This is a genomic window from Mycobacterium europaeum, assembly GCF_002102155.1.
In the GTDB taxonomy this organism is placed as follows: Bacteria; Actinomycetota; Actinomycetes; order Mycobacteriales; family Mycobacteriaceae; genus Mycobacterium; species Mycobacterium europaeum.
In genome coordinates, this window is record NZ_LQOU01000067.1 from 36,600 (window position 1) to 60,404 (window position 23,805).

Genomic DNA, 23,805 nt, shown 5'->3' on the forward strand with positions numbered 1-23,805 from the left:
TCCGGCGAGTTACGGAACTGCCACGCGCCACGCGTCAGGCGAATCGCATCGCGAAATCGCTTGGACTGAGCCGCAAACCCGTCGACGATCGATCACCCGAAGCCATCCTCAATACGCCTTCAGCACGTGACATGCCAACCTTTGAGAACGGGTATGCATGCCCCGTTCGGTTGTGCTGTCCAGTCTGTAAGAGCGTCGAACCGCAAGCAACGCCTTGCAAATGAACGGGCGCGGACGATCCCGGAAGCCTTGTCTCCGAACGGAATTCAGCGGCCGTCAGGACTCGGGCGGTTGGGAGGCCGACAGCAAAGCGGCCGCGGTCGACCGCAGCCGCCCGCGGCCGGGATACGACTGTTCACCACCCGGCATCTGACCGGTCGCGCCATCGCCTGAAAAGAGCTGCACGGACTCCTGGCCGGTCCTGGCCAGTTCGCAGCATGTGGCGGCCAACCGCCGCGCGAACCGCTCCGGGGTTCGCGCGGCAAGCTAATCGCGGGGAGCTAACCGCGCCGTCTAGCCGGCGTCGGCCAGCCGCTGCTTGAGCGCCTCGAACTCGTCCTTGACACCGGTGGGCAGGCGCTCGCCGACGAACTCGAACCACTCCTCGATCGACGGCAGTTCCTGGCGCCACTCGGCCGGGTTGACCGCCAACGCCTTCGCCACGTCGTCGCTGTCGACGTCCAGGCCGTCCAGGTCCATGTCTTCGGGGCCCGGCACGATGCCGATCGGGGTGTCCTGACCACCGGCGCGGTGCTCGATGCGGTCGACGATCCACTTCAGCACCCGGCTGTTCTCGCCGAAGCCCGGCCACAGGAAGTCGCCGTCCTCATTGCGGCGGAACCAGTTGACGAAGAACACCTGCGGCAGCTTGGACTCGTCGGAGTTCTTGCCCAGGTCGAGCCAGTGCTGGAAGTAGTCGCCGACGTGGTAGCCCAGGAACGGCAGCATGGCCATCGGGTCGCGGCGCACGGTGCCGACCTTGCCCTCGGCGGCCGCGGTCTGCTCGCTGCCCATGGTGGCCCCCATGAACACGCCGTGCTGCCAGTCACGGGCCTGCGTCACCAGCGGCACCGTGGTCTTGCGGCGGGCGCCGAACAGGATGCCCGAGATCGGCACGCCCTGCGGGTCGTCCCACTCCGGCGCCAGGATCGGGCACTGCGACATCGGCGTGCAGTACCGCGAGTTCGGGTGCGCGGCCGTGGTTTCCGTCTCGCGGTAGTACCAGTCGTTGCCCTTCCAGTCGATCAGGTGCTCCGGGCTGCCCTCGAGGCCTTCCCACCACACCTCGTTCTCGTCGGTGAGCGCGACGTTGGTGAAGACGGTGTTGCCGGCCTCGATGGTGCGCATGGCGTTCGGGTTGGACTTCCAGTTGGTGCCCGGCGCGACCCCGAAGAACCCGAACTCGGGGTTGACGGCGTAGAGGCGGCCGTCCTTGCCGAACCGCAGCCAGGCGATGTCGTCACCGAGCGTTTCGGCGCGCCAGCCCGGGATGGTCGGCTGCAGCATGGCCAGGTTGGTCTTGCCGCACGCCGACGGGAACGCCGCGGCGAAGTAGTAGGCCTTGTTCTCCGGCGAGATGAGCTTGAGGATCAGCATGTGCTCGGCCAGCCAGCCCTCGTCGTGGGCCATCGCCGACGCGATGCGCAGCGAGTAGCACTTCTTGCCCAGCAGGGCGTTGCCGCCGTAGCCCGAGCCGTAGCTCATGATCTCGCGGGTCTCGGGGAAGTGGGTGATGTACTTCGTGTCGCTGCACGGCCACGCCACGTCCTTTTGGCCCGGCTCGAGCGGGGCGCCGACGGAGTGCAGCGCCTTGACGAAGAACCCGTCGTCGCCCATCTTCTCCAGCGCGGCCTTGCCCATCCGGGTCATCACCTTCATCGAGACCACGACGTACTCCGAGTCGGTGATCTCCACGCCCAGCTTGGGGTCCTCGGCGCCCAGCGGGCCCATGCAGAACGGCACCACGTACATGGTGCGGCCGCGCATGCAGCCGCGGTACAGGTCGGTCAGGGTGGACCGCATCTCGGCGGGGTCCATCCAGTTGTTGGTGGGTCCGGCGTCTTCCTTACGTTCGGAGCAGATGAAGGTGCGGGACTCGACGCGCGCCACGTCGGAGGGGTCGGACAGCGCCAGGAAGGAGTTCGGGTGCTTGTGCGGGTTCAGCCGCTTGAACGTGCCCGCCTCGACGAGCTGATCCGTCAGCCGCTGCCACTCCTCGTCGGAACCGTCGGCGAAAACCACCCGCTCGGGCTGGGTGAGCTCGGCGACCTCCTGCACCCACGCCAGCAGCCCCTGATGTTTCGTGGGCGCGGTGTCCAAACCGGGAATGGTCGCTGAGGTCATCGAAGTCTCCTGAATTCTTCGTCGTACTCGGGCTTCTCTGGGTGCCTAATCGCCTATGCGGTCGCCCACACAACGCTTGAGATGGTGGCGTTAACTACAGGTTATCGCGAGGATCTTGTCGGGGAAGTCTCGGGCAGGTATAAGCCTTCTCACACCAACGATTCAGAAGCGCCCGCAGCATCGGCATCGCCGCTCCTAGAAGGCGGTTTTTCGGTCGCTTCGGCTGCGCCGTCTTTCTTCGCGTCCGAGACGGTGTCACCGGCTGCAGGAGTACCCGCTTCACCGAGTTCTGCACGTACCGCGTCGAGGGCGGCCCGCACCGTGGGCATCTCGCGGTCCCGCGCGGCGGCGGCCCGCGACGCGGCGGTGGCGTAGGCGCGCAGCTCGCGGTCGATGGCGCTGACCTTCTCGCTCACCTCGGCGTTCTCCACCTCGTCCTGGGCCAGCACCGCCTTGCTCAGCACGGACTCGGCCACCAGGACGCGGGTGGCGACCAGTTCCTCGGCCACCGAACGCAGCGAGGAGGTCACGTCGCCCGCCCAGCGGTCCAGCAGCGCCCGGTCGCGCAGCAGGCTGCGGATGTTGATCACCAGGAGGGTGACCGCCAGCCCGATCGCCACACACGTGACCGCCGCGACGACGGACAGCGCCGGGCTCAGTCGCGCGGCCAGCCCGCTCATCAGGCGGCTCAAGGTGAGCGCCACCCCCAGGCCGAAGCCGGCGCCCAGCAGCGTCAGCAACCAGGTTTCGTGCCGGCGCGACTTCAGCGGCGGCGCCGGGACGTCGACCGTCGGCAGCTCCTCGGGGGCCGGCAGGGTGGTCGCGACCCCCACCACCTGCGCGACGTCGGCAAGGTGGGTGGTGGTGCCCTCGTTCACCTCGGCGACCACCTCGCCCAGCCGGTCGCGGGTGTGCGCTGCAAACCGGGGCATGTCACGCCGGGACAATCCCGCGACGTCCTCCTGCAGCTCGCTGCGCACCGACGAGCAGCGGTTGCGCGCGAAGTGAGACAGCTGGACCCGCGCCTGCTGGATCTGGCCGCGCAGCGTGACCGTGCGCTCGGTCTTGGCCTCCCGCCGCTGCCGCAGGGCCGTGCTGCGCTCGTCGCGCAGCGCGTCGACCCGGGCCCGCCGCCCGGCGCCGTCGGCGTCGCGGTCGAATCGCTCCGCGACGGTCTTGAGCCGGAACTCCCAGGCCCGCAACCTGTTCCGGCGCGCCAAGGCCGGGTCGGCCAGCTGCGCCGAGAGGGTCTCCACCAGCTCGTCGACGTCCGGCTCGCCGACGTCGGGCAGGGCTGCCGCGCCCACCCAGGGCACGCGGCCGTACCGCCCGGCGTGCGCGCCCAGCGAACCGCGGTTGGCGGCCAGCACCTCGCGCCACGCGCGGTGCACGTCGGTCTTGGACACCACCCCGACGACCGCGTCGGTGTGCGCGGCGGCGGCGTCCAGCAACGCGCAGTCCGACGGCGTGAGCTGGGCGGCCGCGGAGACGACGAACACCACCGCGGCCGGCACCTCGCCGGGACCCAGCTCCGCCGACTCGACGAACTTCTGCTCCGGCAGCCGTTCGGTCAGCACCGCCGCCACCGCGCTGACCCCGGCCATCCACGGCCCGGTCACCAGCACGACGTCGCGGCGGTGGACGGCGGGGGGGTCCAGCGCCGGTCCGATGCGCGCCACCAGCGCGTCGACCGCGGCGACCGGATCGTCGTGTTGCTCGCCGTTCACGGCCAGCCCCCCGGAGGCTGAGCGGGCAGCGATCCGCAGGCCTGCGACCACAGCCGCATCGATCCCCGGGCGATGTCGGCGCCGCAGGCGCGGTGCAGGTCGCTGACCGACGCGCGGCTGTAGCGCTGCCAGCGCACCGCGCGCGGCAGGTGCGCGGACGGGTCGCGGTCCCAGTCGGCGGGTCCCGAATTGTCCGGGTCCAGCCCGGCCGCCTCGGCCAGGTCGACGGCGGCCGCCATCCGCGCCACCACGGTGTCGTCGTGGGACAGGAAAGCACCGATCCGCTCCGCGGCTTCACCCGCGCCGACGGCCAGCGCCTCCAGCTCCGCGACGGCGTCGAGCACCCGCTGGTAGCGCGCCTCGGCGCCGGCGATCGAGATGCGGGACAGGACCGCGTCGACCCCGCTCGTCCTGCGCAGCAGGGCGCGCACCTGGGTGGCCGTTCTGCCCTGCCGGATCGCCGCGACGGCGAGCGCGATGCCGAACAGGTCCAAGGTGTCCAGCAGGCGCGTTCGCACGTCGGCCGGCACCGGGTTGTCGGCCGCCAGGAAACCGGCGAACGAACCATCGAGCGCGGCGGCCACACCGGGGTGCGCGGCCAGCGTCCGCAGCGCCGCCCACAGCCCGGCGTCCAGGTCGTCGAGCGCGGCGACCGCGAGCAGGCTCGTCAGCGGAACCATCGGCGCGCCCAGTGCGGCCCCGAGTTCGGCGCACCGCGTTCGCGCCGCCGCGATCGGCCCGTCCCCACGGCACAGGGATCCGGTCAGGTCGGCCTTGTTCAGCACCGCCACCACCGGGCGTCCGGCGCCGGCGATCGCGGCGACGTCTTCGGGCTTGACCACCTCGGCGGTCACGTACACCACAAGGTCGACATCGCGATCGTCGGTGGTTGTCACCGAGACGCCCGCGGCGGATCCGGCGCCGCGCAGCGCCCGCGCCACCGTGCCGCGGCCTACTCCGGGGCGCCCCGCGACGAGCACCCGCAGCGGGGCGGCCGTTCGCTCCGCGATCGCCGTGACCCGCGGTTCGGCGTGGCCGGCGGCGAATCGCGCCAGCTCATCGACGAAATCCCGGTGTCCTTGACCCCTCATGGTCCCCCTCATGCCCTCCCCGTTCGATTCGATGGGTCCGACCCGGGGGCCGATCGAGTCCCACCGAATGGTGACACCCGCGTCACTTTGATGCGAGCCACCGTTTGACTGTTACCAGCTGAAGGCAACTGTTGGGTATCAATCTGGACCAGGGGCGGCTACATCAATGGTTTATGGGCCACCATGGACAAATGCATGCGCAACCCGGGGTGGAAGTGTGTCCCGACGCGCCGGAGCAGTCGGACGGGACGCGCAACCAGCGTCATCTTCCAGCATCGACCTTTCGCTCCCGACGTTCCACCCTCTCCGACGCCCAGCGGCGTACCTGGGACCGGCGGTGGCCGGAGCTGGGCCTGTCCCTGGGCGCTTCGGCCTCCGAAGGCGCCGAGCCGCGGCTGGACACCCGGGCGTGGTTCGGCCGCCAGGCGCCGCTGGTGCTCGAGATCGGTTGCGGCAGTGGCACATCGACCTTGGCGATGGCGACCGAAGAGCCCGAGGTGGATGTGCTCGCCGTGGAGATCTACAAGCGGGGCCTGGCGCAACTGCTGTGCGCGATCGAACGTGAGGGAGTGGGCAACATCCGATTGATCCGCGGCAACGCCCTCGATGTGTTGCAGCGGCTGATCGTGCCGGGTTCGCTGACCGGGGTGCGCGTCTTCTTCCCCGATCCCTGGCCGAAGGCCCGCCACCACAAGCGCCGGTTTCTGCAGACGGGCACGGTTGGCCTGATCGCCGACCGGTTACTCCCCGGTGGTGTCCTCCACGTCGCGACGGACCACCCCGGCTACGCCGAACACATCGGCGCCCTCGGCGACGCCGAGCCGCGGCTGCGTCGCGCCGGCCCCGGCGACGCGCTGCCGATCTCGGTGGTGCGGCCGACCACCAAGTACGAGTCGAAGGCCCACGAAGCGGGCAGCGCCGTGACCGAATTCATCTGGCTACGACATGAGTAGGCGATGACCATGAGCCTGGCGGAAGAACAGACCGTAGACCCCGTGGCGGCGTTGCCCGACGACGCGCTGGGCAGCTTCCCGCCCCCGGGCGGGCGCGTCTTGCTGGTGTGGGACGCACCCAACCTCGACATGGGGCTCGGCTCGATCCTGGGCCGGCGCCCGACCGCCCTGGAGCGGCCCCGATTCGACGCCCTGGGGCGCTGGCTGCTGGCGCGCACGGCCGAGGTCAGCGCCGGCCGACCCGGTGCCGTGGTGGAGCCCGAGGCCACCGTCTTCACCAACATCGCACCGGGCAGCGCCGACGTCGTGCGGCCCTGGGTCGACGCCCTGCGCAACGTCGGATTCGCGGTGTTCGCCAAGCCGAAGATCGACGAGGACAGCGACGTCGACCGCGACATGCTCGCCCACATCGAGCTGCGGCGCAGCGAAGGGCTGGCGGCGCTGGTGGTGGCCTCGGCCGACGGGCAGGCGTTTCGGCAACCGCTGGAGGAGATAGCGCGCACCGGGGTCGCCGTCCAGGTCATCGGATTTCGCGAACATGCGAGTTGGGCGCTAGCGTCGGATACCTTGGACTTCGTCGACCTGGAAGACATCAGCGGTGTGTTCCGGGAGCCACTGCCGCGAATCGGCCTGGATTCGCTGCCTGACCAGGGAGCGTGGCTGCAGCCGTTCCGGCCGCTGTCCGCTCTGTTGACCGCGCGTGTGTGACACTGGAAGACCGATGCGCGGGTCGTTAACGATCCAGTAAGGAGCTTGCGTGTTCGCCTGGTGGGGTCGAACTGTGTACCGCTACCGGTACATCGTGATCGGGGTCACGGTAGCTCTGTGCCTGCTGGGTGGGGTTTTCGGGATGAGCCTCGGTAAGCATGTCACACAGAGCGGCTTCTACGACGAGGGCAGCCAATCCGTGAAGGCCTCGGTCCTGGGCGACCAGACCTACGGCCGCGACCGCACCAGCCACATCGTCGCCACCTTCACCGCCCCGCCGGGCAAAACGGTGGAGGACCCGGCATGGCGCAACAAGATCGTCGCCGAACTCAACAAGTTCAAGGCCGACCACCCCGACCAGGTCGTCGGCTGGGCCGGCTGGCTGGCGGCCCCCGACAGCACCAACCCGGTCATCAAGGGCATGGTCAGCGAGGACAAGAAGCACACCTTCGTGTCCATCCCGCTCAAGGGCGACGACGACGACACCATCCTCAACAACTACAAGGCCATCGCGCCCGACTTGCAGAAGCTCGACGGCGGCACCGTGCAGCTGGCCGGCCTCGAACCCATCGCCAACGCGCTGACCGGCACCATCGCCACGGACCAGCGCCGCATGGAAGTCCTGGCGCTGCCCTTGGTGACGGTCGTTTTGTTCCTGGTGTTCGGCGGTGCGGTCGCCGCCGGCCTGCCGGCCATCGTGGGCGGGCTCAGCATCGCGGGCTCGCTGGGCATCCTGCGCCTCGTCGCCGTGTTCGGGCCGGTGCATTTCTTCGCCCAGCCGGTGGTGTCGCTGATCGGCCTGGGTATCGCCATCGACTACGGGCTCTTCGTGGTCAGCCGGTTCCGGGAGGAGATCGCCGAGGGCTACGACACCGAGGCCGCCGTCCGCCGAACCGTGATGACGGCCGGGCGGACCGTGACGTTCTCGGCGGTGCTGATCATCGCGTCGAGCGCCAGCCTGTTGGTGCTGCCCCAGGGATTCGTGCACTCGCTGACCTACGCGATCTTCGCCGCGGTGGGGCTCGCCGCGCTGCTGTCGATCACGTTCCTGCCGGCCTGCCTGGGGATCCTCGGCCGCCACGTCGACGCGCTGGGCGTGCGGACCGCGTTCCGCGTGCCGTTCCTGCGGAACTGGAAGTGGTCGCGGGCCTACCTGAACTGGCTGGCCGACCGGCTGCAGAAGACCAAGACCCGTGAAGAGGTCGAGGCCGGCTTCTGGGGCAAGCTGGTCAACTGGGTGATGAAGCGGCCGCTGGCCTTCGCCATCCCGATCGCCGTCGGCATGATTCTGCTCGTCATCCCGCTGGGCAACCTGTCGTTCGGCGGCATGAGCGAGAAGTACCTGCCCCCGGACAATCCCGTGCGCCTGGCGCAGGAGCACTTCGACAAGCTCTTCCCCGGCTACCGCACCGAACAGCTGACCATGGTGATCCAGAGCACCAACGGCAGCAAGGTCACCGACCAGCAGGTGGCCGACATCCGTAACCGGATCTCCTCGATCGGCGGCTTCACCGACAAGACGTGGGAGGAGCGGGCGTGTCCGACCATCGCCGGCAACCCGTGCGTCGCCGGGCCGAACGGGACGACGGTGCCCAAGGACGGCTCGGTGCGGGTGATCCAGAACGGGCTGGTCAACAAGAGTGACGCGGCGAAGAAGCTCGCCGAGCTGCGGGCGATCAGCCCGCCGAAGGGTCTCAACCTCTATGTGGGCGGCACCCCGGCGCTGGAGCAGGACAGCATCCACAGCCTGGCCGAGAAGGGGCCGTTGATGCTGGTGCTGTTGCTCAGCGCCACGCTGTTGTTGATGTTCCTGGCCTTCGGGTCGGTGGTGCTACCGGTCAAGGCCGTGCTGATGAGCGCGCTGACGCTGGGCTCCACGCTGGGCATCCTGACGTGGATCTTCGTCGACGGGCACCTGTCGGGAGTGCTGAATTTCACGCCGACGCCGCTGATGGTGGTGCTCATCGCGCTGGTCGTCGCCGTGGGCTTCGGCCTGGCCACCGACTACGAGGTGTTCCTGGTGTCGCGGATGGTCGAGGCGCGCGAGCGCGGCATGTCGACGGCGGAAGCGATCCGGATCGGCACCGCGACGACCGGGCGCCTGATCACCGCCGCCGCCCTCGTGCTCGCGGTGGTCGCCGGCTCGTTCGTGTTCTCCGACCTGGTGCTGATGAAGTACCTGGCATTCGGCCTGATGGCGGCGCTGCTGTTGGACGCGACCGTGGTCCGCATGTTCCTGGTGCCGTCGGTGATGAAGCTGCTCGGCGACGACTGCTGGTGGGCCCCGCGCTGGGCCCGCCGGCTGCAGAACAAGATCGGGCTGGGCGAGATCGACCTGCCCGACGAGCGCAAGCGGCCGACCCTCAACGGCCGGCCCGCGCGGCCTCCGGTCGGGGCCAGCCTGGTCGCCGCCGCACCGCGCCCGTCGCACGACCCCACCCACCCCGCCGCCCTCGAGCCGTCGCGCGCGACGCGCCCGGGACCGGCCGAGCCCAAGCCCGCTCCGGACGCGCCGGCGCGCGCCGCGGCACCCCCGGCCGACGCCGCCACCACCCACATGCAGCCCCGACCCGGTCAGCCGACGGAGGCGAAGACGGCGCGCCTCTCGGTGCCCACCGCGGCGCCGGCCCGTCCCCCCGCGCCGGGCCCGGCGGCGCCGCCACCACCGCCGTCGGGTGGCCAGACCCGGGCGATTCCGGTGCCCACCACCCGCTCCGACGATCAGGGCGACGCGGCCGAACCCACCACCGCCTTCCCGTCGATGCGGCCCGAGGGCGACGACTCCGACCCGGCCACCGAGAAGCTGAACTCCCACGAGCAGGTGGACGGCGGCGACGCGCGCCAGCGCCGCCGCTCCGGCGGCGGCCTGTCCGCCCAGGACCTGCTGCGCCGCGAGGGGCGGCTCTAGGCTTCAGGCCACGCTAGCGACCCGAGCCCGACTTGGTTTCCGGTTCGTCGGGTTCCGCCTGCAGGATCGCGCCGCCGCCGTCGGCCTCCTCGGCCTGTTTCTCGGCTTCGGCGGCCGGATTCGGGGCGAGCAGCACCTGCATGGCGTTGTTGAGGAAGGCGACCGTCGGCACGGCCAGCAGTGCGCCGACTATGCCGGCGAGCACGCCGCCGGTGGAGATCGCCAGCACCACCCCGAGGGGGTGGATCGAGACCGCGCGGCCCATCACCAGCGGCTGCAGCACGTGGGCCTCGAGCTGGTTCACCGCGATCAGCAGGCCGAGCGTGATCAGCGCGTACACGATGCCCTTGGCCAGCAGGGCGACCACCACCGCCAGCAGGCCCGAGATCAGGGCACCGACGAGCGGGATGAACGCGCCCAGGAACACCAGCGAGGCCAGCGGCAGCGCCAGCGGGATGCCCATGATGGCCAGGCCCGCGCCGACGCCGGCCGCGTCGGTCAGGGCCACCAGGAACGTCGCCCGCACGTACCCGGTCAGTGACCCGTAGCCGGCGCGGCCCGCCTCGCTCACCCGGTCGCGGACGTCGGCCGGGAAGATCTTGGACACGTAGGCCCAGATGTTGCGCCCGCCGTAGAGGAAGAAGATGAGGGTGAACAGCACCAGCACCGCCGCGGTGACCAGCTCGGTGATGGTGGCCGCGGTGGACAGGGCGCCGCTTTCCAGCTTCGCCTGGTTGTTGCGCAGCGCCTCGATGGCGGCGTTGCCCGCGTTGTCGATCTGTTCGCTGCGCAGGTGCGCCGGCCCGTGGATGAGCCAGTGCCGGGTGGACTCGATGCTGCGGGTCACCTGTTCGGTCAGGCCCGGCACGCCGTCGATGAACTGGATGACGACGAACGCCAGGACGCCGCCCAGGATCGCGAACCCGCCCAGCAGCACCAACGCCACCGCCCCGCCGCGGGGCAGGCCGCGCCGGTCGAGCCAGTCCACCACCGGCAGCAGCAGCGCGCTGAGCAGCAGCGCCACCAGCACCGGCACCACGATGACCTCGAGCCTCTTCACCACCCACAGCAGCGCGATCAGCGCCGCGAGGATGACCAGCAAACGCCAGGCCCAGGCTGCGGTCTTACGGACAAGGGGTTCGACCGAAGCGTCGTCGGTGTTTGCCGGCATTGGGTGAGCCTATCCGGCGGGGGACACCGCCAAACCTGCGTGGACCTGCCCGCCCACCGATGCGGGCGGGCCCGCGTCGGCACGATCCGGTTACGACGGCGACACGGTCGGCGCCGCGCGGCGATCCCCGCGCCACCTGCACCGTTACCCTAAATCACGTGTCGCACGACGCACCCGCCCGCAATCTCGACTTCCCGCGCGAAGAGGCCCCGCGCGGGAAGTACTGGTGGTTGCGATGGGTGATCCTCGGCTTCGTCGCGATCGTGCTTGCCGTGGAGGTCGCGCTGGGCTGGCATCAGCTGGCCAAGGCCTGGATGAGCCTGTACGAAGCGAACTGGTGGTGGCTGCTGGCATCGGTGGCGGCGTCGGCCGCGTCGATGCACAGCTTCGCGCAGATCCAGCGCACGCTGCTGCGGTCGGCCGGCGTGCACGTCAAGCAACTGCGATCCGAGGCCGCCGTCTATGCCGCCAACTCGCTGAGCACCACGCTGCCCGGCGGTCCGGTGCTGTCGGCTACGTTTTTGCTTCGCCAGCAACGGATTTGGGGCGCCTCGACGGTGGTGGCGTCGTGGCAGCTGGTGATGGCGGGCGTCCTGCAGGCCGTCGGGCTGGCGCTGCTGGGGCTGGGGGGCGCCTTCTTCCTCGGCGCCAAGAACAACCCGTTCTCGTTGCTGTTCACCCTGGGCGGCTTCGTCGCGTTGCTGATCCTCGCCCAGGCGGTCGCGTCGCGACCGGAGCTGATCGACGGGATCGGCTGCCGGGTGTTGTCGTGGGTCAACTCCGTGCGCGGCCGGCCCGCCGACACCGGCCTGGACAGGTGGCGCGAGACGCTGATGCAGCTCGAATCGGTGAGCCTGGGCCGCCGCGACATGGGGGTGGCGTTCGGCTGGTCGATGTTCAACTGGATCGCCGACGTGGCCTGCCTCGGCTTCGCGGCCTATGCCGCGGGCGATCACGCGTCGGTCGCCGGGCTGACGGTGGCCTACGCGGCCGCCCGCGCCGTCGGCACGATACCGCTGATGCCCGGCGGGCTGTTGGTGGTCGAGGCGGTGCTGGTGCCGGGGCTGGTGTCCAGCGGCATGTCGCTGCCCAACGCGATCTCCGCCATGCTGATCTACCGGCTGATCAGCTGGTTGTTCATCTCGGCCATCGGCTGGGTGGTGTTCTTCTTCGTGTTCCGCACGGAGAACGTCGCCGTCCCCGACGACGAGGAGGCCGCGCCGGCGGCGCAGCAGGGTCAGCCCGCCGGCGATCCGACCGAGACCGCCCTGCAGGGCCCGCTGCCGCCCGATCGGGACGCGGAAACCGACAGCTAACCGGCGGTGTTGCCCCGCGGCGGACCCGACAGCGGGTTGGCCGGCGCCGCAGCGCCGGGCCCGGTGGCGACCGGCGGCAGTGCCCCCGCCGCGTTGCCCGGCAGGGCGGGCAGCCCGCCGGCCGCGCCCTGCGCCTGCTGCATCATGCCCATCGCCTGGGACGGCGAGATCGGCAACTTGCACTGCAGCGACAGGTTGGTCAACGGCTGGGCGATCGACGTCATGTCGCCGGCCACCTTGGGGTGGGCCTCGAAGTAGGACTTCAGGCCGGTCATCGACTGCGGGCCCGCCTGCTGCTGCAGCATCGAAGTCATCGTCTGGTTGGTCTCCGGGTGCGAGTCCAGGTAGTCGCCCATCGACTTGGACACCGAACCGATCGTCCGGGCCACCTCGCTGGCCGCGCACGGGTCGTTCGCGCCGGTCGCCGGCGGACCCGCCAGGACCGCCAGCGCGGCACCCGGCAGGGTGGCGGCGACGAGCCCGGCGAAGATTCTGCGGCGCCCGGTCGCGGTGGCTCTCGTCATGGAAACTCCTTCACGGTTTGCCGGCGTCGCGCGCAGCACTGACGCCCCGCAAACGGCTGCAATAGACAGGCCCATCGATCGCGGAGTTCCCCACGGCCCCCGCGGGCCATCCGACATCCTGCCATCGCCGGTGACGGCCCTGCCAGCCCACGTGAGCACGTGTGAGGAAAATCCCGCCCGGTCACCGCTTCACAACGACTTGGCAGCGTCTTGGCAACAAGGCCGTCGCTGCAGCTCAGGAACCAGAAAGCACACATGATCCACAGGCCGCTGCGGTATTCTCGCCAGCACGCGTAAGCGCGACACACGGGGAGTGGAAGAAATCCAGCAGTTAATGATGCGCCTCAGCCGCAGCCTGCGTAAGTACCGCTGGTTGGTCTTCACCGGCTGGTTGCTGGCTTTGGTCCCGGCCGTCTATCTGGCCCTGACGCAGTCGGGGAACCTCACCGGCGGCGGATTCGAAGTGGCCGGTTCGCAGTCGCTGCTCGTGCACGACCAGCTCGAGGAGCTCTACCACGACCAAGGGTCCTCCTCGCTGGCGTTGGTGGCCGCCCCCCGCCCGGACGCCAGCTACTCCGACATCAACGACGCGGTGGCGCTGCTGCGGCGGACCGCCGCCGGGGTCCCCGGCGTCTCGGAGGTGCCCAACCCCACCCAGCGGCCACCCCAGCCCGACCGGCCGTACGTGCTGTCGCTGCGGCTGGATTCGCGGAACACCAGCGACGTGGCCAAGCAGCTGCGCAAGAAGGTCGGCGTCAACGGCGATCAGGCCGGCCAGACCGCGAACGGCCGGGTGCGGCTGTACGTGATCGGGCAGGGCGCCCTGTCGGCGGCCGCGGCGCAGAACACCAAGCACGACATCGCCGCCGCCGAGCGCTGGAACCTGCCGGTGATCCTCATCGTGCTGCTCGCCGTGTTCGGCTCGCTGGCCGCCGCGGCGATCCCGCTGGCGCTCGGGGTCTGCACGGTCGTGGTCACCATGGGCCTGGTCTATCTGCTGTCGGCCTACACGACGATGTCGGTGTTCGTGACGTCGACGGTGTCGATGTTCGGGATCGCGCTCGCGGTGGACTATTCGCTGTTCATCCTGATGCGCTTCCGCGAGGAGCTGCGGTCCGGCCGCGAGCCGCGGGAGGCCGTCGACGCCGCCATGGCCACCTCGGGGCTGGCGGTGGTGCTGTCCGGGATGACCGTGGTCGCCTCGCTCACCGGGATCTACGTGATCAACACTCCGGCGCTGAAGTCGATGGCGACCGGAGCGATCCTGGCCGTCGCGGTCGCGATGCTGACGTCCACCACGTTGACGCCGGCCGCGCTGGCGACGTTCGGCCGGTCGGCCGCCAAGCGGTCGGCCCTGCTGCACTGGTCGCGCGGGCCGGAGGGGGGCCAATCCCGGTTCTGGAACCGCTGGATCGGCTGGGTGATGCGGCGGCCGTGGATGTCGGCGCTCGCGGCGTCGCTGGTCCTGCTGGCCATGGCCGCGCCGGCCTCGTCGATGGTGCTGGGCAACAGCCTGCTGCGCCAGTTCGACTCCGCGCACGAGATCCGTGCCGGGGTGGGCGCCGCGGCCGAGGCGCTCGGTCCCGGCGCGCTCGGCCCGATCCGCGTGCTGGTGACCTTCCCGGACGGCGGCGCCGCCTCCCCCGAACACGGCCAGACCATCAACGCGATCCGGCAGCGGATGGCGCAGGCGCCCAACATCGTTTCGGTCGCGCCGCCGCAATTCGCCGAGGACAACGGCAGCGCCCTGCTGTCCGCGGTGCTCTCCGTCGACCCGGAGGACATGCGCGCCCGTGAGACCGTCGGCTGGATGCGCGCGCAGCTGCCCAAGGTGCCCGACCGCGGGACGGCACGAGTCGACGTCGGCGGCCCGACCGCGCTGATCAAGGACTTCGACGACCAGGTGTCCAAGACCGAGCCGCTGGTGCTGGGGATCGTCGCGCTCATCGCGTTCGTGATGTTGCTGGTCTCGGTCCACTCGATGTTCCTGGCGCTCAAGGGCGTCCTGATGACCTTGCTGTCGGTGGCGGCCGCCTACGGCAGCCTGGTGATGGTGTTCCAGTGGGGCTGGCTGAAGGACCTCGGGTTCGCCCAGATCACCTCGATCGACAGCACCGTCCCCCCGCTGGTGCTGGCGATGACGTTCGGGTTGTCGATGGACTACGAGATCTTCCTGCTCACCCGCATCCGGGAACGCTTCCTGCACTCCGGCAACACCCGCGACGCCGTGGCGTACGGCGTGAGCACCAGCGCCCGCACCATCACCAGCGCGGCCCTGATCATGATCGCCGTCTTCGTCGGCTTCGCCTTCGCCGGCATGCCGCTGGTCGCCGAGATCGGCGTGGCGTGCGCGGTGGCGATCGCGGTGGACGCCACCGTGGTGCGGCTGGTGCTGGTGCCGGCGCTGATGGCGATGTTCGCCCAATGGAACTGGTGGATCCCGCCGTGGCTGTCGCGGGTCCTGCCGTCGGTCGACTTCGACCGGCCGCTGCCCGCGGTCGACCTGGCCGACGTCGTGGTGATCCCCGACGACATCTCGGCGCTGACCGCGCCCAACGCCGACCTGCGGATGGTGATCAAGTCGGCGGCCAAGCTCAAACACCTGGCGCCCGACGCCATCTGCGTGACCGACCCGCTGGCCTTCACCGGCTGCGGCCGCAACGGCAGCCAGCGGCAGGGCACCCTGCTGCAGTCGCCCGAGCAGGACCGGGGCCGCGACCCCGGGCAGATTCCGCATCAGGTCAACATCGAGGACGAGAAGGCGGGCGCCGGGGACCGGAAGATCAACGGCCACACCATCGGCGCCTCGGCGGCCAAAAAACGGGCCGGCGGACTGGCGTCACGCAACGGCATCGCCAAGGCGATCGTCGGGGCGGACCGGCCCGTCCATCCGGTCACGTTGTGGCGGGGCCGGCTCTCGGTGGCCATCGACGCGCTGGAGAACGGCACCGGCGCCGAGGACCGGCCGACATACGAGCGCCTGTGCCCGGTGGAGACCACCCATGTGCAGCTGCCCACGGGCGACCGGTTGCTGGTCCCGACCGGCGCCGAAACGCTGCGGCTCAAGGGCTACCTCATCATGTGCCGTAACAGCCGCCGCGATTACGCCGACTTTGCCGATATGGTTGAAACGTTGGAGCCCGAGACCGCCGCCGTGGTGCTGTCCGGAATGGACAGGTATTACTGTTGTCAGTCGCCCAGGCGGCAATGGATCGCCAGCCAGTTGGTGCGTCGACTCGCTGATCCCGATCCCTGGGATTTCAACGACGAGCAGGGGTCTGAGGCCGACGCCCACTCGGACTGGGAGGAGATCAGGCAGCGCTGCCTGTCGGTGGCCGTAGCGATGCTGGAGGAGGCGAGGTGACGTTGGCACCTGACCGACGCCCCGCGCCGCCGCAGCGGCCGGCCACCGACCCGCGCGGTCGCGACACCGCACCCAACCCGGATCTCGACCAGCCGGTGGAGTTCTGGCCGACCTCGGCCATTCGCGCCGCGCTACAGGGCGGCGACATCGCCACCTGGAAGCGCATCGCCGCCGCGTTGAAACGCGATCCGTACGGCCGGACCGCGCGGCAGGTCGAAGAGGTGCTCGAGGGCACCCGGCCCTACGGCATCTGCAAGGCGCTCTGGGAGGTGCTGGAACGGGCCCGCACCCACCTGGAGGCCAACGAACGGGCCGAGGTAGCCCGCCACGTGCGGCTGCTCATCGACCGGTCGGGCCTGGTGGAGCAGGAATTCGCGTCGCGCATCGGAGTGGCCGCCGAGGAACTCACCGCCTATCTGGACGGCAGCACCAGCCCGTCGGCCGCGTTGATGATCCGGATGCGCCGACTGTCGGACCGGTTCGTCAAGGTGAAGTCGGCGCGTTCGCCCGAATCCAACTGATCATCACCTGATCGGCAGCACGTCCGACACCAGCCAGGCGTCGTTGTGCTTGGTCAGCGCCACCCGCAGCGCCGGCGCCGACTGGCTGGGCGCTTGCCCCGGCGCGTTCTGGGTGACCCGCAGGATCACCGCCACGCTGGCCGCCGACGGCCCCAGGGCCTCGACCCCGGCCGACAGGGTGGCGGCCTGCGCGGTGACGTTGTGCTGGGCCAGCTCGGCGCTGGACTTCGCGTACTGCTCTTTGAAGGCCGCGGCGTGCTCCGGGACGATCAACGCGGTGGCCCGGTCGATGGAGGTGTCCGGCGCCCCCGGGGTGAACGACGCCATCGCCTCCGCCATCCCGGTGGCGACCCGAACCACGTCGCGGGAGTCGTCCTTGAACTGGCGGTCCACCCGCGTCCAGTGGGTGTATCCGGTGACCACCGCGGCCACCAGCGCGGCCGCGCACAGGAAGACGACGGCCAGTCGCAGGCCCGGCGCGTCGTCGTCGGTGCCGACGCTGACCGAATCGCGGCGCAACAGCCAGAAATTGACGCCCACGCCCTCGACGATCAGCAGCACCAGCACCGAGCAGACCGACACCCACCACAGCGGCCAGCCGAGCACCAGCCCGATCGCCAGCAACGCCGCGATCGCGGCCAGCGGCGCCAGGATGTCGAACGCGAGGAGCCGCCAGATGTTTCTCATCGGATCGACTCCAGACCGGAGATCATCAGCTTGCCGTCCACGTTGCACACGTCGAGCCGCAGATTCCAGTGCACCGTCTGCGGTTTGGCGCCGGCGTTCTCGCTGACCGACGTCGCGACCAGCAGCACCGAGTCCATTCGGCTCGCGAACGGCGGCAGCTTCGTGGTGACCACTTCTCTTGGGGGCCTCGCACGCTCCGGTTGGGTGTCCAGGTCGCGGTGCACGGTCTCGACGGCCACCGCGTCGATGCGCCCGGCGCTCTTGGACTGCAGCTTCTGCACCACCTGGCGGTAGGGCTGCATGGCGGCGTCGAAATCGGTGTTGAGTTCGCCGACCGTGCCGTCGTGCAGGCGCTGCAGGCTGGCGTCGACGTTGCCGCTGTTCATGTTGATCAGCACCCCCGTCCAGTCGGCGGCGGTCTGCATGACGCGGGTGAGGTAGCGGCGTTCGGCGATGTCGTCGCGGTGCGCCGACCACAGGAAGAACCCGAACACGACGGCGGCCACCGACAGCACCCCCAGCACGGCCGACGCGATGCCGTACGGGGAGAACATCGGGCCGCCCGCGGCGGCGGGCTCCTCGGAGTCGTCGTCGGGGGCTTCGGCGGGTTCGGCGACTTCCGCCGCTGCCGCTTCCGGGGTCGCTGGCTCGGTTGGCTGGCCGTCGGACATGGCCCGATCGTTGCATCCGACAAAGATGGAAGGATGGCGGGGTGACTGTAGAGACCATTCGCTCGGGCATCGACCTGAGCTACGTCGACGCCGAGACCCGCCCCCAAGACGACCTGTTCGGTCACGTCAACGGCCGCTGGCTGGTCGAATACGACATACCGGCGGACCGGGCGACCGACGGCGCGTTTCGTCACCTGTTCGACCGCGCCGAAGAGCAGGTGCGCGACCTGATCATCGAGGCCAGTGAGACCGGCGCCGCGCGGGGCAGCGACGAGCAACGCATCGGCGACCTGTACGCCAGCTTCCTCGACGAGGCGGCCATCGAGCGCCGCGGCCTGCAGCCCCTGCTCGACGAGCTGGCCACCATCGACGCGGCCGTCGACGCGGACGCGTTGGCGACCGCGGTGGGCGCGCTGCAGCGCACCGGGGTGGGCGGTGGCGTCGCGCTGTACATCGACACCGACGCCAAGAACTCGGCGCGCTACCTGGTGCACGTCACCCAGTCCGGCATCGGCTTGCCCGACGAGTCCTACTTCCGCGACGAACAGCACGCCGAGGTGCTCGCGGCCTACCCCGGTCACATCGCGCGGATGTTCGGCCTGGTGTTCGGCGGCCCGCCCGAAGCGCACGCCGAAACCGCGGCCCGCATCGTCGCGCTGGAGGCCAAGCTGGCGGCCGCGCACTGGGATGTGGTCAAGCGCCGCGACGCCGACCTGTCCTATAACCTGCGCACCTTCGCGGATCTGCAGAGCGAGGGCAAGGGTTTCGACTGGGCCGGCTGGGTGAACGCGCTGGGCGGCACGCCGCAGGCGTTGGCGGAAGTCATTGTCCGCCAACCCGATTACCTCACCGCGTTCGCCGCCCTGTGGTCCGCCGCCGACCTGGCGGATTGGCAGGATTGGGCCCGTTGGCGGTTGATCCGCGCCCGCGCCCCCTGGCTGACCGACGACCTGGTCGCGGCGGACTTCGACTTCTACGGCCGCCTGCTCACCGGCGCCGAGCAGATCCGGGAACGCTGGAAGCGGGCGGTGTCGCTGGTGGAACACCTGATGGGCGACGCCGTCGGAAAGCTGTACGTGCAGCGGCATTTCCCGCCGGGCGCCAAGGCCCGCATCGACGCGCTGGTCGACAACCTCAAGGCGGCGTACCGCCAGTCCATCAACGAGCTGGACTGGATGACGCCGCAGACCCGGGAGCGGGCGCTGGCCAAGCTGGACAAGTTCGTCGCCAAGGTCGGCTACCCGGCGAAGTGGCGTGACTACTCCCGGTTGGTGATCGACCGCGACGACCTCTACGGCAACTTCCAGCGCGGCTATGCGGTCAACCACGACCGTGAGCTGGCCAAGCTGGGCGGACCGGTCGACCGGGACGAGTGGTTCATGACGCCCCAGACGGTCAACGCCTACTACAACCCCGGGATGAACGAAATCGTCTTCCCCGCAGCGATTTTGCAGCCTCCCTTCTTCGACCCCGAAGCGGACGACGCCGCCAACTACGGCGGGATCGGCGCGGTGATCGGGCACGAGATCGGGCACGGTTTCGACGACCAGGGCGCCAAGTACGATGGCGACGGCAACCTGGTGGACTGGTGGACCGACGCCGACCGCACCGAATTCGGCAGCCGGACAAAGGCTTTGATCGATCAGTACGGCGCGTACACGCCCCGCGCGCTGGACCAGAGCCACCACGTGAACGGTGCGTTCACCGTCGGGGAGAACATCGGCGACCTGGGCGGGTTGTCGATCGCCCTGCTGGCCTACCAGCTGTCGTTGAACGGCCGGCCCGCGCCGGTCATCGACGGCCTCACCGGGGTGCAGCGCGTGTTCTACGGCTGGGCCCAGGTGTGGCGCACCAAATCCCGCCAGGCGGAGGCGATCCGGCGGCTGGCCACCGACCCGCACTCCCCGCCGGAGTTCCGCTGCAACGGCGTCATCCGCAACATGGACGCCTTCTACGAAGCGTTCGACGTCGCCGAGGACGATGCGCTGTTTTTGGAACCGCAGCGGCGGGTCAGGATCTGGAACTGACGGGTACTTCCACCGGCTCGATTCGCGCGGGCACGTGCTTGTGCCACGGCGTGCCCGCGTAGGGATCGCGCCATTCCGTCGAGGTGAGGGCGTTCGGGGCGACGCCCGGAATCACGGTATGCCCGTCGCCGTCGACGTAGTCGAGCCCAAACCCGTTGGGCAGGGCCGCATGTCCGGCCAGCATGGTCTCGGTGATCTCGACGGTGGCCTCGGCGCTGCCGGCCGCGGTGCTGATCCGGGCGCGGCATCCGTGGACGAGTCCGAGGGTCTGGGCGTCCTCGACGCTGACGCGCAGGGCCCCGTCGGTGTCGCGTTTGCGCCAGGACGGGTCGCGGATGATGTCGTTGGCGGTGTAGGCGCGGCGCTCGCCCACCGACAGCACGATCGGGAAGTCCGGCGTGGTCAGCCGCGGCGGCGCCGCGGCCAGCGCCCGCAATTCGTCGAGCATCTCGGGAATTTCCAGCGCGATCTTGTGATCGGCGTGGCTGATCAACGCGAAGTCATCCTCGTAGTTGTGCACGGTGAACGTCACCCCGGACGGGGTGTCGAGGATCGCGTCGAACAGCGCGTTGCCGTCGGCGTGACCGGCGCGCCGCACCGCGTCGGGATAGGTCATGGCCGTCTTCTGGGCGAGCCCCCACAGCGCGGCCGCGCCGCGCAAACCGTCGGGCAGCGTGGGCCCGAGCGTCTCGTACAGCACGTAGGGCAACAGCTTCGCGAGCGTCGGATTGGTGGCGGTGGCGGCCAGGAACGCTTCGGTGTAGTCCTCGCGGTCGCGTTGGGCGGCCTCGTGCAGCGGACGCAGGTCCGCATCGTCCACCACGCCCAGCGCCCGCACCAGCCGCGCCCAGATCTCCGGCTCGGGCAGGGTCCCGGGCAGCGGTTCGAGGAGCGGCCGGCGCAGCTGAAAGGCGTTGCGTGGGAACTCCAGGTTGAAGAACGTGGCTTCCGGCTTCTCGAACTGGGAGGCCGCGGGCAGCACGTAGTGCGCGAGCCGGGCGGTCTCGGTCATCGCGACGTCGACCACGACCATCAGTTCCAGCGCTCCGAAGGCCTCCCGGCAGGCGGCCGAGTTGGCCAGCGAGTGCGCGGGATTGCTGCTTTCCACGATCATGGCCCGGAAACGGTCGGGGTGGTCGGTGAGGATCTCCTCGGGCACGACGTTGCTGGGCACCAGGCCCGAAATGATGGGGGCACCGGTGACCGGCGTGCGGCCGGAGAACTGCCCGAACAGCGGCCCGAACGACGAATGCAGATGCTGCCCACCCTTTTTGGCGAAGTTGCCGGTGAAGATCCACAGCAGCTTGTTCAGATACGAGGACAGCGTGCTGTTGGGCGCCTGCTGCACCCCGAGGTCCTCGAACACCGACACGCTGGACGCGGCGCCGATGCGCCGCGCCGCCGCACGCAACAGCTCCTCGTCGACGCCGCATCGTTGCGCGTAGTCGGCCACCGGGACCTCGCGCAGCCCGGCACGGACGGCATCGGCACCGCGCACGCGCTCGGCGAGAAACGTTTCGTCACAGAGGTTTTCCTGCACCAGTACGGCCGCCAGCGCCGCCAGGCACCACGCGTCGGTGCCCGGCCGCACCCGCAGGTGGAAGTCGGACATCTTGGCGGTGTCGGTGACGACGGGATCGATGACGATCATCGACCGGTTCGGGTCCTTGGCGATCTCGTTGAGCACCACCCGGGCGCGGGGGAAGCTCTGCGACATCCACGGGTTCTTCCCGACGAACACCGACACCTCGGCGTGTTCGAACTCGCCGCGGGTGTGGCCGCCGTACAGCTGCCCGTCGATCCAGGCCTCGCCGGTCTTCTCCTGCGCCAACGCGTTTGACCGGTAGCGCGACCCCAGGGCCTTGAGGAAGGCACCGCTGTAGGCGCCCCCGAGGTGGTTGCCCTGCCCGCCGCCGCCGTAGTAGAAGATCTTGTCGCCGCCGTAGGCGTCCCGGATGTGCTTGAAACCCTCGGCGATCTCGACGATCGCGGTGTCCCAGTCGATCTCCTCGAAGCCGCCGTCGGCGCGGCGGCGCAGCGGCGAGGTCAACCGGGCGCCGCTGTTCTGATAGTGGTCCAGCCGCAGGGCCTTGTTGCAGGTGTATCCCTGCGACGCCGGGTGCGCCTTGTCGCCGCGGATGCGGGCCAGCCGGCGGCCCTCGACCTGGACGACGATGCCGCAATTGCATTCGCAGAGGATGCATGCCGTGGGCTGCCATTCAGCGGTCATCGCGGGACGTCCTTTCTGGTCGCCTCGGCCGCCAGCAGGTCGCGTAGCTGGCGGTGTACGACGTCGAGTGGGGTGAGGTCGCGGCGCACCCGGGCCAGCACGATCGCGCCCTCGAGCGCCGTGGTGGCCAGCACCGCCAGGTCGGAGGCGCGGTCGCGCGCGATCCCGTCGGCGATGAAGCGCTGCGCGATCAGGTCGGTCCAGCGGTCGAACACCGACGCCGCGCGCTCCACGAGCGGCGCCATCCGCTCTTCCTCACCGGCCTCCACCGAGACCGCGACCACGGGGCAGCCCGCCCGGAAGCCGGTGTCGAGCAGCTGACGGCGGTATTTGTCGATCAACGTGTCCATGAGTTCGGGCCCGCTGCGGGCCTCGGCGATGATCGCCGCGACGTGCTCGCCTGCGTAATCGACCGCCTCGCAGAGCAATTGGGTGCGCCCGCCGGGGAAGTAGTGATAGGCCGATCCGCGCGGCGCGCCGCTGTGTTCCAGGACGTCCGAGATCGCGGTGGCGTGCGCTCCGCGCTCCCTGATCAACAGCGCGGCGGAGATCACCATCCGCTCGCGTGGACTGCGCATCACCACTCCTCAGGGCCAAGGGCTTATGTATGATGCTATACATAATCGCCGCGCCCGCGAAAGGGCCACACGCTTGCACGCGCGAACAGACGCAAAATCGCCCATTCCGGAATCGGAATGGGCGATTTTGCGTCTGCTGGGCTGAGGGCTAGTTCATCCAGTCGGCGGAGCCGTCGTTCTTCTTGTAATTGCCGCCGCTGGAGTTCTTCACGACGATGGGATCACCCGGGCCGAAGTTGTCGAAGAACCACTTGGCGTTGGTGGGGCTGATGTTGATGCAGCCGTGGCTGACGTCACGCTTGCCCTGATCGTCCACCGACCACGGCGCGCTGTGCACGTAGTCGCCGACGTTGTCGAAGCGCACCGCGTCCTCGACCGTCACCTTGTAGCCGTAGGTCGAGTTGACCGGGACCCCGTAGGTCGAGGAGTCCATCACCACCGACGCCTTCTTGTCCTGCACGTAGTAGGTGCCGTTGGGGGTCTGGTGGTTACCGGCGGTCATGCCCATCGACATCGGGAAGGTCTTCTCGACGGTGCCGTTGCGGGTGACGGTCAGCTGGTGGGTGGCGTCGTCGGCCGTGGCGATCAGCGTGTCGCCGGTCTGGAAGTTGGTGACGGTGCCGCCGGCGTCGACGGTCACCGCGGTGTGGGCCGGCCAGAAGCTGAGCGGGCGCCAGCGCAGCTGGGTCGGGGTCATCCAGTAGAACTTGCCCGGCACCGGCGGCACGGACGACACGTGCACGGCGTCGATCGCCGCGCCTGCGTCGTCGACCGGGCCCGGGAAGTTGATGATGATCGGCTGGCCCACCCCCACCGTCGAGCCGGTCTTCGGGACGAACGAGGGCGGCCCGAAGGGCGGCGTGCCGGTGAACGGGGCGGGGTTCTGCCCGGCGGCCGAGGCGGCGGCCGGCTGCGCCATCGGGGGCATCCACGGCGGCGGTGGCGCCGGCTGCGCGGGCGGGGGCGGCGGCGCGAACGGGTCGGTC

General features: G+C 69.9%; 17 protein-coding genes. 7 read left to right on the top strand and 10 right to left on the bottom strand.

The window, feature by feature from the left end; translation table 11 throughout:
• Nucleotides 1-513: 513 nt before the first annotated feature.
• The 3 genes from AWC03_RS25910 to AWC03_RS25920 all read right to left on the bottom strand — a co-directional run bounded on the left by AWC03_RS25910 (nt 514) and on the right by AWC03_RS25920 (nt 5,161).
• Nucleotides 514-2,343: a phosphoenolpyruvate carboxykinase (GTP) gene (locus AWC03_RS25910; RefSeq protein ID WP_085243559.1), complete on the bottom strand. Its 1,830-nt coding sequence runs from the start codon at nt 2,341-2,343 to the stop codon at nt 514-516.
• Nucleotides 2,344-2,492: 149 nt separating this feature from the next.
• A complete protein-coding gene (locus AWC03_RS25915) occupies nt 2,493-4,070 on the bottom strand; it encodes a hypothetical protein (protein WP_085243575.1) in 1,578 nt (525 codons plus the stop codon).
• Entirely contained in the window at nt 4,067-5,161 is a 1,095-nt protein-coding gene (locus AWC03_RS25920) for a hypothetical protein (RefSeq protein WP_085243560.1), read from the bottom strand. The genes AWC03_RS25915 and AWC03_RS25920 overlap by 4 nt, the downstream gene beginning before the upstream one ends.
• A 173-nt stretch (nt 5,162-5,334) precedes the next feature.
• Between AWC03_RS25920 and trmB the strand changes: the two genes are divergently transcribed.
• From trmB to mmpL3, 3 genes are read left to right on the top strand one after another with little or no spacing between them, the layout of a single operon-like run.
• Nucleotides 5,335-6,114: a tRNA (guanosine(46)-N7)-methyltransferase TrmB gene (trmB, locus tag AWC03_RS25925; protein ID WP_211279289.1), complete on the top strand. Its 780-nt coding sequence runs from the start codon at nt 5,335-5,337 to the stop codon at nt 6,112-6,114.
• A gap of 9 nt (nt 6,115-6,123) precedes the next feature.
• Nucleotides 6,124-6,822 carry an NYN domain-containing protein gene (locus tag AWC03_RS25930; RefSeq protein WP_085243576.1) on the top strand — a complete coding sequence of 233 codons (699 nt, stop codon included), beginning with the start codon at nt 6,124-6,126 and terminating at the stop codon, nt 6,820-6,822.
• 49 nt (nt 6,823-6,871) lie between these two features.
• Complete coding sequence (gene mmpL3 / locus AWC03_RS25935) at nt 6,872-9,730, top strand: trehalose monomycolate exporter MmpL3 (protein WP_085243562.1); 2,859 nt, start codon at nt 6,872-6,874, stop codon at nt 9,728-9,730.
• Between the two features lie 13 nt (nt 9,731-9,743).
• Here the strand turns inward: mmpL3 and AWC03_RS25940 are convergent, their stop codons facing one another.
• Entirely contained in the window at nt 9,744-10,901 is a 1,158-nt protein-coding gene (locus tag AWC03_RS25940; RefSeq protein ID WP_085243563.1) for an AI-2E family transporter, read from the bottom strand.
• A gap of 158 nt (nt 10,902-11,059) precedes the next feature.
• Between AWC03_RS25940 and AWC03_RS25945 the strand changes: the two genes are divergently transcribed.
• A complete protein-coding gene (locus AWC03_RS25945) occupies nt 11,060-12,217 on the top strand; it encodes a lysylphosphatidylglycerol synthase transmembrane domain-containing protein (RefSeq protein ID WP_085243564.1) in 1,158 nt (385 codons plus the stop codon).
• On the opposite strand, the gene AWC03_RS25950 is transcribed toward AWC03_RS25945, so the two are convergent.
• Nucleotides 12,214-12,741 (bottom strand): hemophore, encoded by a 528-nt coding sequence (locus AWC03_RS25950; protein WP_085243577.1) that lies wholly within the window; start codon nt 12,739-12,741, stop codon nt 12,214-12,216. The two genes, AWC03_RS25945 and AWC03_RS25950, sit on opposite strands and share 4 nt — an antisense overlap.
• Nucleotides 12,742-13,075: 334 nt before the next feature.
• Between AWC03_RS25950 and AWC03_RS25955 the strand changes: the two genes are divergently transcribed.
• Together AWC03_RS25955 and AWC03_RS25960 are read left to right on the top strand one after the other, a co-directional pair.
• Nucleotides 13,076-16,105: an MMPL family transporter gene (locus AWC03_RS25955; RefSeq protein WP_085243578.1), complete on the top strand. Its 3,030-nt coding sequence runs from the start codon at nt 13,076-13,078 to the stop codon at nt 16,103-16,105.
• Nucleotides 16,102-16,626, top strand: a complete 525-nt coding sequence (locus tag AWC03_RS25960; RefSeq protein ID WP_085243565.1) for a transcriptional regulator — start codon at nt 16,102-16,104, stop codon at nt 16,624-16,626. The genes AWC03_RS25955 and AWC03_RS25960 overlap by 4 nt, the downstream gene beginning before the upstream one ends.
• Before the next feature lie 3 nt (nt 16,627-16,629).
• Here the strand turns inward: AWC03_RS25960 and AWC03_RS25965 are convergent, their stop codons facing one another.
• Together AWC03_RS25965 and AWC03_RS25970 are read right to left on the bottom strand one after the other, a co-directional pair.
• Nucleotides 16,630-17,313 (bottom strand): hypothetical protein, encoded by a 684-nt coding sequence (locus AWC03_RS25965; protein WP_085243566.1) that lies wholly within the window; start codon nt 17,311-17,313, stop codon nt 16,630-16,632.
• Nucleotides 17,310-17,984, bottom strand: a complete 675-nt coding sequence (locus tag AWC03_RS25970; RefSeq protein WP_085243567.1) for a hypothetical protein — start codon at nt 17,982-17,984, stop codon at nt 17,310-17,312. Before AWC03_RS25970 ends, AWC03_RS25965 begins: the two co-directional genes overlap by 4 nt.
• Before the next feature lie 41 nt (nt 17,985-18,025).
• Between AWC03_RS25970 and AWC03_RS25975 the strand changes: the two genes are divergently transcribed.
• Nucleotides 18,026-20,011 (top strand): M13 family metallopeptidase, encoded by a 1,986-nt coding sequence (locus AWC03_RS25975; RefSeq protein WP_085243568.1) that lies wholly within the window; start codon nt 18,026-18,028, stop codon nt 20,009-20,011.
• Here AWC03_RS25975 and AWC03_RS25980 read toward each other — a convergent pair.
• The 3 genes from AWC03_RS25980 to AWC03_RS25990 all read right to left on the bottom strand — a co-directional run.
• Nucleotides 19,995-22,241: a molybdopterin-dependent oxidoreductase gene (locus tag AWC03_RS25980; RefSeq protein ID WP_085243569.1), complete on the bottom strand. Its 2,247-nt coding sequence runs from the start codon at nt 22,239-22,241 to the stop codon at nt 19,995-19,997. The genes AWC03_RS25975 and AWC03_RS25980 overlap by 17 nt on opposite strands.
• A complete protein-coding gene (locus AWC03_RS25985) occupies nt 22,238-22,819 on the bottom strand; it encodes a TetR/AcrR family transcriptional regulator (RefSeq protein ID WP_085243579.1) in 582 nt (193 codons plus the stop codon). Before AWC03_RS25985 ends, AWC03_RS25980 begins: the two co-directional genes overlap by 4 nt.
• A 148-nt stretch (nt 22,820-22,967) precedes the next feature.
• On the bottom strand, nt 22,968-23,805 hold an 838-nt coding region (locus tag AWC03_RS25990; RefSeq protein WP_142278524.1), incomplete at its 5' end, for a L,D-transpeptidase.